At 61.7% G+C, this 10,875-nt stretch carries 7 protein-coding genes; all 7 read right to left on the reverse strand.

Features of this window, described 5'->3' with window-relative positions; translation table 11 throughout:
- Positions 1-113: 113 nt before the first annotated feature.
- The gene (gene secA, locus LFT43_RS13640; RefSeq protein ID WP_395797586.1) at positions 114-2,858 is read right to left on the reverse strand and encodes a preprotein translocase subunit SecA; all 2,745 of its coding nucleotides are present in this window, start codon (positions 2,856-2,858) and stop codon (positions 114-116) included.
- 134 nt (positions 2,859-2,992) lie between these two features.
- A complete protein-coding gene (locus LFT43_RS13645) occupies positions 2,993-4,234 on the reverse strand; it encodes a winged helix-turn-helix domain-containing protein (protein ID WP_395797588.1) in 1,242 nt (413 codons plus the stop codon).
- Between the two features lie 34 nt (positions 4,235-4,268).
- Entirely contained in the window at positions 4,269-4,994 is a 726-nt protein-coding gene (hpf, locus tag LFT43_RS13650) for a ribosome hibernation-promoting factor, HPF/YfiA family (protein WP_395797590.1), read from the reverse strand.
- 204 nt (positions 4,995-5,198) lie between these two features.
- Complete coding sequence (locus LFT43_RS13655; protein ID WP_395797592.1) at positions 5,199-6,077, reverse strand: ComF family protein; 879 nt, start codon at positions 6,075-6,077, stop codon at positions 5,199-5,201.
- Between the two features lie 206 nt (positions 6,078-6,283).
- On the reverse strand, positions 6,284-8,020 hold the full coding sequence (locus LFT43_RS13660; protein ID WP_395797594.1) for an LpqB family beta-propeller domain-containing protein: 1,737 nt from the start codon (positions 8,018-8,020) through the stop codon (positions 6,284-6,286).
- On the reverse strand, positions 8,017-10,002 hold the full coding sequence (gene mtrB, locus LFT43_RS13665; RefSeq protein ID WP_395797596.1) for an MtrAB system histidine kinase MtrB: 1,986 nt from the start codon (positions 10,000-10,002) through the stop codon (positions 8,017-8,019). The genes LFT43_RS13660 and mtrB overlap by 4 nt, the downstream gene beginning before the upstream one ends.
- The gene (mtrA, locus tag LFT43_RS13670; RefSeq protein WP_184736948.1) at positions 9,974-10,648 is read right to left on the reverse strand and encodes an MtrAB system response regulator MtrA; all 675 of its coding nucleotides are present in this window, start codon (positions 10,646-10,648) and stop codon (positions 9,974-9,976) included. Before mtrA ends, mtrB begins: the two co-directional genes overlap by 29 nt.
- Positions 10,649-10,875 lie beyond the last annotated feature (227 nt).

The following is a 10,875-nucleotide window of genomic DNA, read 5'->3' on the forward strand; positions in this document are numbered from 1 at the left end:
GGCACGGGAAACGGAGAAGAACCGGAAGCGGTGTTCCGGTCCTTCTCCGTTTCGCAGTGTGTGCCTGGCAGTCACATGTGGCTGTCAGCTCCGTGTGCCTTGCAACGATCGGGTTAGCGACGCCTTTTCTTGCTGGCCCCGCGCTGCTTGTCTTCGGCAGCGGCCTTGGCGGGATTGCCTGAGCGTCCCGAGGACCGACCTTCTACCCGGGTCTGGCTTGCGCCGTCTTCACCGGGCGCCGTGTACTGCAGTTGAACGGGCTTCTCCGGAGCTTCGAGGCCGGCCGCGTGGATTTGCGGATCGTGATGTTCCACGTGAACGCCTTCGGGGCTGCCATCCACGACCACGACGTCTTCGGCCGGCGTGACTTCGACTTCCAGGTTGAAGAGGAAGCCGACGCTCTCCTCGCGGATGGCCTCCATCATGCTCTGGAACATCATGAACCCTTCGCGCTGGTACTCGACCAGGGGATCTCTTTGGGCCATAGCACGAAGGCCAATGCCCTCTTTGAGGTAGTCCATCTCATAGAGATGTTCCTGCCACTTGCGTCCGAGGACCGAGAGGACAACCCTGCGTTCCAGCTCGCGCATGTTCTCCGAGCCGATGGCTTCCTCCCGCTCCTTGTAGACGAGCTGGGCGTCCGAAAGGATCTCGTTCCTGAGGAATTCCACGGAAACGCGGGACTTTCCACCGGCTTCGTCAATGATGTCCTGAGACGGGACCGTCACCGGGTACAGCGTCTTGAGGTTGGTCCACAGCTGGTGGAAGTCCCAATCGTCGCCGGTTCCCTCCGCAGTTGCGGCATCGATCAGGGCATTGATGGTGTCTTCCAGGAAGAACTGGACCTTTTCGTGCAGGTCGTCTCCCTCGAGGATCCTCCGTCGGTCGCCATAAATGGCTTCACGCTGGCGGTTCAGGACGTCGTCGTACTTGAGGACGTTCTTGCGCTGCTCGGCGTTTCGCCCTTCAACCTGGCCCTGGGCCGAAGCGATTGCACGGGACACGAGCTTGGATTCGAGGGCGACGTCGTCCGGCACGGAGCTGTTCATGAGGCGCTCGGCGGCACCGGAGTTGAAGAGCCTCATCAGGTCATCGGTCAGCGAGAGGTAGAAACGGGACTCACCTGGGTCACCTTGGCGGCCCGAGCGTCCGCGGAGCTGGTTGTCGATTCGACGGGATTCGTGACGCTCCGTTCCCAATACATAGAGCCCGCCAAGTTCAAGCACTTCCTCATGCTCGTCCTTGACTGCCTGCTTTGCGGCGTCAAACGCCTCAGGCCACGCCGCCTCGTATTCCTCAGAATTCTCCTCGGGGTCCAGGCCGCGCCTTGCCAGATCGGCGATGGCGGTGAACTCGGCGTTGCCGCCCAACATGATGTCAGTGCCACGGCCGGCCATGTTGGTAGCGACCGTGACTGCGCCTTTGCGTCCCGCCTGAGCGACGATGGCGGCTTCGCGTGCGTGGTTCTTCGCGTTCAGGACTTCGTGGCGGATGCCTTCCTTGGCCAACAGCTTGGCAAGGTATTCGCTCTTCTCCACGCTGGTGGTGCCAACGAGGACGGGCTGGCCCTTTTCGTGGCGTTCCGCGATGTCCTTGACGACGGCCTCGAACTTCACGATTTCGTTCTTGTAAACGAGGTCCGACTGGTCGATGCGCTGCATATCCCGGTTAGTGGGAATGGGCACCACTCCAAGCTTGTACGTGCTCATGAACTCGGCTGCTTCGGTCTCAGCTGTACCGGTCATGCCCGAGAGCTTGGAGTACATGCGGAAGTAGTTCTGCAGCGTCACCGTGGCGAGGGTCTGGTTCTCAGCCTTGATCTCCACGTTTTCCTTGGCCTCAATCGCCTGGTGCATGCCTTCGTTGTAACGCCGTCCGGCCAGGATGCGGCCGGTGTGCTCATCAACAATGAGGACTTCGCCGTCCAGGATGACGTAGTCCTTGTCCCGCTTGAAGAGCTCCTTGGCCTTGATGGCGTTGTTCAAGAAGCCAATGAGCGGTGTATTGGCGGATTCGTAGAGGTTCTGGATGCCGAGGTAGTCTTCAACCTTCTCGATGCCGGCTTCAAGGACACCGACGGTGCGTTTCTTTTCGTCGACTTCGTAGTCGGTCTCCGGCTGGAGGCGCAGCACGACCTTGGCGAATTCGCTGTACCAGCGGTTGGTGTCACCTTGGGCAGGTCCGGAAATAATGAGCGGGGTACGGGCCTCGTCGATGAGGATGGAGTCCACTTCATCGACAATCGCGAAGTTGTGGCCGCGCTGTACGAGCTCGGACTTGTCCCACGCCATGTTGTCGCGCAGGTAATCGAAACCGAATTCGTTGTTGGTGCCATACGTGATGTCCGCCGCGTACATCTGCCGGCGCACTGATGGATCCTGGTTGGACAGGATGCACCCGCTGCTGAGACCCAGGAAACGGTAGACCCTGCCCATGAGTTCGGACTGGTATTCGGCGAGGTAATCGTTGACTGTGACGACGTGGACACCGTTGCCTGTGAGGGCATTGAGGTAGGCGGGAGCAGTGGCTACGAGGGTCTTGCCTTCACCGGTCTTCATCTCGGCGATATTGCCAAGGTGAAGGGCGGCCCCACCCATGAGCTGGACATCGAAGTGACGCATCCCGAGCGTGCGGGAAGAGGCTTCACGCACAGCCGCGAACGCCTCCGGCAAGAGCTCGTCGAGCTGCTCACCGTCCTCGTGACGGGCACGGAGCCTGTCGGTCTCTTCGCGCAATTCGGCGTCGGAGAAGGTCTTGAAAGAGTCTTCGAGGGCGTTGATGGAATCGGCATAGGTCCGCAGTTGCCTCAGGGTTTTTTTGTCACCCGTGCGGAGAAGTTTTTCGATAAGTGATGCCACGTAAAGTTGCTCCCAGTCTCAAGCTGCCGAATTCTGGCGGTTTCAGTCTACGGGAGAGACCATGACCACGCGGCCTCGTTTCCCTGAGAGCTGAGAGCCGGGCGTCGTCCCGCGGTTGGGGACACCGGCAGAATTCAGTTTCGGGCCGCTACCGAGGCCAGCGCCGAGGAGAGATCGCCGCTCGGTGACACGACGACGTCGTCGAGCCCGAGCCAATCGGCCATGAGCCGCAGCTCCGCGAAGAGCTCGACGGCGGTGTCCGCCGGAGCGTCCGATTCACCATGTGCGGCACGCACCAGAAGCTGCTTGGCAGAGCGGTCGGCTTTGAGGTCTACACGGGCGACCAGAGCATCGCGGAGGAGGAACGGCAGGACGTAGTAGCCGAACTTACGCCTCTCCGCGGGTGTGTAGATTTCGATCCGGTAATGGAATCCGAACAGTTCCTCAAGCCTCCTGCGCTCAAAAACCAGGGAGTCAAACGGGCTGAGCAGCGCCCGGCCGGTAGCAGTGCGGGGAAGTCGGGCCCCCATGTGCCGATACACCGCCCGGTCCCAGCCACGCACCGTGACCGGCTCCAGGCGCCCGGCGGCAACGAGCCTGCTGAGCGATGCCGCGGCAGCCTTCACCGGCGTCCTGAAGTAATCGGCGAAGCAACGGATTGTTCCGATGCCATGGGCCCGGGCTGCGGCGTCGATCAGCCGGTCCATGGCCGACGCCGCCAAATCGGCGTCCCCATCCCGGAAACGTCCCAAGTGACCGTTGACTGCACGCAATCCCGGTGGCAAAACCCTCGACGTCAGGGTGTACCGGCGCTCGAACTGCTCCGTCCTCGACGCAGCCGTGACGAGTCCTTCTTCAAACAAGTGCTCCAAAACCCGTTTGACCAGGTTCCAATTCCAACCCCAGTTGCCGTGCTGCCGTTCCTCCTCGTGCCCCAAGTGCGCGGTCAATTGGGCGGCCGTCATGGGGCGCCCGCTCGCGAGCGTGTCGAGGATACGGCCAGCCATATCCTCGCGGATGCCGCTCTCCAGGTGGGCCGCGCCGACCCAGGAACGGTTTTGCCAGAGCAGCAGGTCCTGAAAGTGCTCCGGGCGGATGAAGCTGGCCTCGTGCGCCCAGTACTCCATCATGCGCCGCGGACTTCGCCCGGCCATCGCATGAAGGATGCTTCGGTCATAGTTGCCGAGTCTGGAGAAAAAGGGGAGGTAATGGCTGCGTGAAAGAACATTGACGGAGTCGATCTGCACCGCCTGGAGCCGGGCAAAGGTGCGGCCCACCGTCCGTGAAGTCACGGGGCCGGTGGGCCGTTCCTTGTCCAGTCCTTGGGCTGCCAATGCAATCCGCCGTGCCTGCAACAGGCTCAGCGAAGCGGCCATGCCAGTCCTTTCATGGGAGAGATACGAATGTTGCCTAGGCTGTGGCAGCTTGGTCATTCGAGCGGTAAGCGTGGATCTTTTCCTCCACGACTTCGTCTCCTGGTTCACACGTGGAGTCGAGGGTGATTACTCCATATGTCCAGCCACGGCGACGATAGACAACCGACGGGGTGTTGGTTTCCTTGTCCACGAACAGGTAGAAATTGTGGCCCACCAATTCCATGTTGTCCACCGCGTCATCAAGGGTGAGCGAAGCGGCGGGAAAGACCTTGCGACGAATCAGGACCGGGGAATCGCCGGCGGGAATGTCGTTGTCGACGTCGTAGGGCGAAGTCTCCACCGGTGGCGTCGCTGGCTCCTGGTGGTTGCTGGCCTCTACGTAGATGGGTTCGCTCGCACTAGCGGGCTCGAGCGCCGCGGTGGCCTCACGGACGGCTTTGGGCGTGTGGCGGCCATGGTGGACCTTCTTGCGGTCCTTGGCGCGGCGGAGTCTTTCCAGAAGCTTGCTATAGGCGAGATCGAAGGCGGCAAACTTGTCAGCGGCGCTCGCTTCGGCCCGGATCACAGGGCCTCGGCCCAGAACTGTCACTTCCACCGTGAGTTGGCCCGGTGTCTGGCGCGGGTTGGTTTCCTTTGAAACCTTCGCGTCAACCCTCTGGACCTTGTCCCCAAGCGATTCAATCTTTGAAATCTTCTCGCCTGCATACTCGCGGAAGCGATCCGAAACGGTCAGATTACGGCCGCTGATCATGAACTCCATGGTGCCCTCCAAACAACTCAGGTGACACGATAAGGGCGCTTCTTGGGGCTGATCTGACGGACAGTCGAGCCCCTTTCCGAGCCGCTATCGACAGGTACATCTGTTCTTGGTACCCATAACCGACGTTAGTTCATCGCCACGGGTAATTCACCCTTTCGTCACTTATTTTTTGTTTGAGTCGGTGTGGGCTTGCAACCGGGACACCTAGGGGAGCTCGTTTCCGGCCGGTGGTCGAGTGGCCGCAAGGACAACCGCGCCACACACTGTGCCGCCCGCGGCCGTCACTGCCCGGGCCGCTTCAGCGAGAGTGGCTCCCGTGGTGAGGACGTCGTCGACGATGATGCATGCCCTGCCCTGCAACGCCCGGCCCCGGAACAGCCGGACAGTCATGGAGCCGCGGACACGGCGCGCACGGTCTCCGCGGCCCAGGCCCTTTTGTCCGCTTCCTGGCCGCTGCACCCTAACGCCGGCCCGTTGGGCGTCACCAGCCGGTTGGAAAGCTTCGGCCCGACGCCTGGCGTTTTCCACAATGCTGTCCGCAACATCTTGGAACCTGGCCAGCATTGCAGGGACGAGGGTCTGCGCTGCTATCCCGGGGTTCGCCTTCTTCAACGCGTCCTTCACCTCCAGGCCTGGCAAGGCACCCCGGCGCCGCAAATGACCGAGTAAGAGATGGACCGGACTGAATCCGCGGCGCCGGAAGGCTGCGTTGCTGCTGGGAACAGGAACCACACAGACATCTACCCGGTATCCAACGGCTGCCCGGATGGCCTTCCCGAAAGCAGGGGCGAGTGTTGAAGCCAGCTGTCCCTGGCCCAGATACTTGAAAGACAGCAGGACCTGCGCAAGTTCGTCCCGATAGTGGCCCGCCGCGACAACAGGCAAGAGCACAGCACCATCCACCGTGAGCAAGGCCGGCGCTTGCCCTTCAGCGCGGAAAGGGCGCTTGCATAAAAGACGCAACCGCCTCGCGCAGGCACCGCAGAGAGCCGAGTCCTCGGCACCACAGCACACACACTCCACGGGAGCCAGAACGGCCAGCAACTCGGTGACGGCGTCGTCCAGGGCCTGTGCGAGCCGCATCAAACGGGCGGCATGAAATCCCCGATGACGCGCAGCGCGGCCCCGGAGCACAAGATCGGGATCACGCGCGCGGCAGGGCCTGTAGTCGTTCCCCATTCCCCAAGCATCCGGCTTCCCACCCACGCCCAACAGCACCGAATGTGCGCATGTGGATAACCAGGCTATGTGGACAACAGGCTATGGGGAGAAATTGACGATAATGACGACTAGCCCGGGAAAGCCGGGTCCACCGGACCCTTGAGTTGCAGTTCCCAGCCATTGCCCACCCGCTGGAAGACTCCGGCCGCCGACTGTCCAAATATCTGGTCGGGCCCGTTGCCGGCACTGATAGTGGTCAGGCTCGGCCAAGCCGGCAACAGCTGCGGCTGGCTGGATGTCAGGGACAGCAGCTCGGGAACAACGTTTTGACTGGATGAGGCCTTCATCACGGCAACGGTCGTGGAATTGACCCAAACCCCTTGATCGGCAGGGGCTGAAGAAATCAAGCTAATCGGGGCGGTCAGCTCTTTTGGGGTGCCGTCGGGATTGCGGACAATGCCGGTCACTTGCACGGCTGACTTGCCATTCATTTCGGAGATGACCAGTGCGCGCGTTCCTTCGCGGGATATGCGGAAATCCCTCACCACGCGTCCGGCCAGCCATGCCGGCGTCATGGTCACCGTGGGCACAGGCTGGCCTTGTGCAACGTTGGATGGTTTGAATGCCACGACCTCGGTGGCGCCGCTGGCTCCCGGCCCTGCCGTCCAGACCCAATCCTGCGGACTGAAGGAGGGGTGGCTCAGGGTGCTCCTGGTTGTCAACTGACGGGCGGGCTGGCCCGGAATGATCGAATAAAGGACGGTTCCAGCGTCGTTGAGGAAGGCCACCGCCTGGGATGTCGGGGACTCGGCGGGAGCTCTCGGGTCGAGTCCGGCCACCGGCTGCATGTCAGGGAGGGGCGAGATTCTGTTGTTCTCGTAGCGCACCAGTTCATTGTTGCTGACTGCGATCTGACGGGCAGGTGCACTCTTCTCCAGCACCGGCGGCAGGACCGAGCCATTGTCTTCCACCCGGACAAGATCCTGGTCAGCCCGGAGCTGCACGTTCACCACATCTGACTGGCTGCGGTACGTCAGCGCCAGCTGATTCTGCATGCGCTGCCTGTCTTCGGCAGAGGCCTCGACGAGCTCCTTCGCGGACAGGTCAACTTGGGCGGCTCCCGAAACAACGGGCACCGATTCCCTGGCCAGTTTCATGCCCGATGGGAAAGCGCTGACGACGGCGCCCCGCAGGTATGGCGCCGGCCCGGCAAGCAAGGCGCTGGTCATCGCCTTGACGGTGTTCTTCTTGATGAACCACCGGATGTCCGGAACCGCATACGTAAACGTAGGGTCGTAGAAATAGATGGGCTGGGCCGCATAGATGACTTTGAAGGTCTCTTCCGGGATCGCAGTACCGTCCGGAACCGCCGAGATCCGCCACTCGCCGTCGACCTGTTCCAAACTCACCGGAATTGTCTCGGTGGTTCCTTCTGGAAACTGCGTGGCAACGCCGTCGGCGTCGACCGCGTAAGCGAGGTCGAGCTGGTACTTGAACTCATTTTCCACGCCGGTTTTGACGACCGTCGCCTTGCGGAAAACGAGCGTGCGCTTGTCGGACTTCCAGCTGACGGACAGCGACTGCGTAAGGTACTGACGGGCCACCGCATAGTCGCCTTCGTACCCGCTGCCGGCGCCGTAGAAGTCTTCAATGATTGACGCCGGGCTGGCTCCGGGGTGTGGTGGCGGAGGGAAGAAGACGGGAGCGTTCGGGTTGCCCGCACTTTCGTCCTTGCTCTTTCCCACGGGCCCGGACCGTGGGATTTGCGCGCAGGAACTGAGGACTACCACGAGGACCGCAAGAATGGCGATTGTGGCCCTCAGCAGATACCGGCGTCGGGGCAAGTAGGAGCGTCGGAAACTCATGGTGCGGTTCCCCCCGTTTTGTCGGCATCGTCCTTGCCTGCCGGGGGCAATGCCGGAAGAACCGCCGGGGGCATCGCCGAAGGGCCATTCGGCGGCGGGCTAGTGGAACCCTGCTCCGGCGGCGCCTCGCCCGCATCCAAGATGAGCATTTGGCGCTCGGGGGCGGCGCCGGGCAAGTGGATATCCGCCGGTTCAAGCTGCAACGGGGATTTCACAATGGTGCCCCCCCTCTTGAGGGGCAAGGTCAAGCGGAAGTTGGACCCAGATCCTTTGCGGCCCCAAGCCTGAAGCCAACCATTGTGGAGCTTGGTGTCCTCCGCTGCGATTGAAAGTCCAAGGCCGCTTCCGCCGGTTGTCCGGGCACGGGCGGGATCGGCACGCCAGAAGCGATCGAATACCCGCGCGGCCTCGGCCGGACTCATCCCTATGCCGAAGTCACGCACTGAGACTGCAACCGCTTCATGGTTGGCTGCGACAGATATATGGACGGGTTTCCCCTCGCCATGTTCAACGGCGTTGAGCAGCAGGTTCCGAAGAATGCGATCGATCCGGCGGGAATCCATGTCCACGATGATGCGTTTGTGGCGGGAGTTGAGACGCACGTCGGAGCCGTACTCCGCGGCGACCGGTGAGGCACTGTCGATGACATGGGATACCACCTGGAGTATGTCGGTCGGCTCGGAGTCCAGGACAGCAGCACCGGCGTCGAAGCGCGAAATCTCCAGCAGGTCGGAGAGCAAGGATTGGAAGCGCTCCACCTGGTTGTAGAGGAGTTCGGCTGAGCGTTTGTTGATGGGGTCGAAGTCATCCCGCGCGTCGAACAGCACCTCTGCTGCCATCCGGACCGTCGTGAGGGGGGTCCGCAATTCATGCGACACATCGGAAACGAATCGCTGCTGCATCTGGGACAGGGTGGCCAACTGCGTAATTTGTTCCTGCAGGCTCGCGGCCATGTGGTTGAAGGAAGCGCCCAGCCTCGCCACCTCATCTTCACCCTTGACCACCATTCGCTCCTGCAACTGGCCGGCGGCCAGCTTCTCGGAGACGACGGCGGCGTGGCTCACCGGGCTCACGACGTTCCTGGTCACGTACCAGGCAATCCCGCCGATCATCAGGATGAGTGCGGCGCCACCCGCCCACAGGACATTCTGGATCTCGTCCAGCGTTTGTTGCGCGGTATCCAAGTCGTAGAGGAGATAGAGCTCGTAGACGGTGCCGTTGAAGGTGACTTTGTTCCCGACGGCGATGCCAGGGTGGTCTTGGTTGCCGACCGGGAACTCCGTCGAAGCCCAGTATTGGTCCTTGCCCGATTCCTGGACCGATTTGCGGAGCGCAGGGGGGATGACGCGCACCGTCAATTGATCCGACGCCCGCGATTCCACCCAGCGGTTGCGCGGCTTGGTTTGTTCGGGCATGGCTTCGAAGACATATCGCCGCTGGATGACCGAACCGTTGCCCTCGACTGCCTTGAGGGTGTCGTAGACGAGCGTGATGACGCTTGATTGATCGTTGGCCTGTGAACCGTCGAAGGTGTCCTGGACCTGCTTGACGTAGTAGCGGCTCTCAGATTCGGCTTGCTTCAGACGCTCCTGGAACAGGTTGTTCGCTATTTGGTTTGAGAGGTACGCCCCGACCACCGCAAACGAAACGACCGACAGCACGATCGTCACGGCAACGGTCCTGAATTCAAGCGAGCGGCGCCAACGGCGCAGCAGGGCGCGCCACAAATACCGGATTCCTGGACGAATGTGGCGAAGTCCGGTCACCACAAGCCGAGACACACGCAGTGCCAGGATCAGGGCGCGGCGGGTCCAGATGCGAGTACGCTCCAGGATCCAGGGGAGGTTTAGTGCCCGGGCGTCGGTGTGTTCCGGGACAGGATGTCCTGCAACGGGGTGTTTGACCTTTGCCGATGCTGCCTCTTGGTCAGTGCCGGGCTCACCGGTCGAAGACTCAGGAGCCTGCTTTATATCCGACACCACGAACCGTCAATACAACTTCGGGGGCTTCCGGATCACGTTCGATCTTGGACCGCAGCCGCTGGACATGGACGTTGACCAGCCGGGTGTCGGCAGCGTGGCGGTAGCCCCACACCTGCTCAAGGAGCAGTTCGCGGGTGAAGACTTGCCAAGGCTTGCGCGCCAGGGCAACCAACAGGTCGAATTCCAAGGGTGTCAGCGAAATCCGCTCTCCCCCGCGGGTGACCAAGTGGCCCGCGACATCGATGGTGACATCGGCGATCCGCAGGGTCTCCGGTGCTTTCTGGTCTCCCGGGCGCAGCCGGGCGCGGACCCGTGCCACGAGTTCGGCCGGTTTGAAGGGCTTTGGCACGTAGTCATCGGCACCCGATTCAAGGCCGCGGACAACATCGGAGGTATCCGATTTGGCAGTGAGCATGACAATGGGAACGTCGGACTCCCCACGAATCTGCCGGCACACTTCGATGCCATCCGAACCGGGCAGCATCAGGTCAAGCAATACCAGATCAGGCTTTGAAGAACGGAAAACTTCAAGTGCTTGCCCTCCGTCCGCGCAAAACACCGGGTCGAAGCCGTCGTTCCGCAGCACGATGCCGATCATTTCAGCCAGCGCTTCGTCGTCGTCTACTACCAGGATGCGTGCCTTCATAGTTATATATTCCCTTATCGCCCAGCCTTTGTCCCGTTGAGCCGGATCACGGCATGGCGCGCTGCAAAAGGCGTGCGGATTGGGCTATGAGGCAGGACTGCAGAACTATAGGCTGGAGCGAACGGTCTCTTTCCGGGTCCGTGCACTGCTGCGGGCCGCATCTTTTGGGGAGGAAAACGTGTCACAGCCAGATCCGGGCGACCGGCCTGAACAGGGACCGCGGTCGG

Origin of the sequence: Arthrobacter sp. FW306-04-A, from assembly GCF_044358315.1 — a bacterium.
Lineage (GTDB): Bacteria > Actinomycetota > Actinomycetes > Actinomycetales > Micrococcaceae > Arthrobacter.

Coding starts and splice junctions, on each gene's coding strand:
- LFT43_RS13645 (WP_395797588.1), bottom strand. CDS start 4,234: ATGGCCGCTTCGCTGAGCCTGTTGCAGGCACGGCGGATTGCATTGGCA.
- hpf (WP_395797590.1), bottom strand. CDS start 4,994: ATGGAGTTCATGATCAGCGGCCGTAATCTGACCGTTTCGGATCGCTTC.
- LFT43_RS13655 (WP_395797592.1), bottom strand. CDS start 6,077: ATGCGGCTCGCACAGGCCCTGGACGACGCCGTCACCGAGTTGCTGGCC.
- LFT43_RS13660 (WP_395797594.1), bottom strand. CDS start 8,020: ATGAGTTTCCGACGCTCCTACTTGCCCCGACGCCGGTATCTGCTGAGG.
- mtrA (WP_184736948.1), bottom strand. CDS start 10,648: ATGAAGGCACGCATCCTGGTAGTAGACGACGACGAAGCGCTGGCTGAA.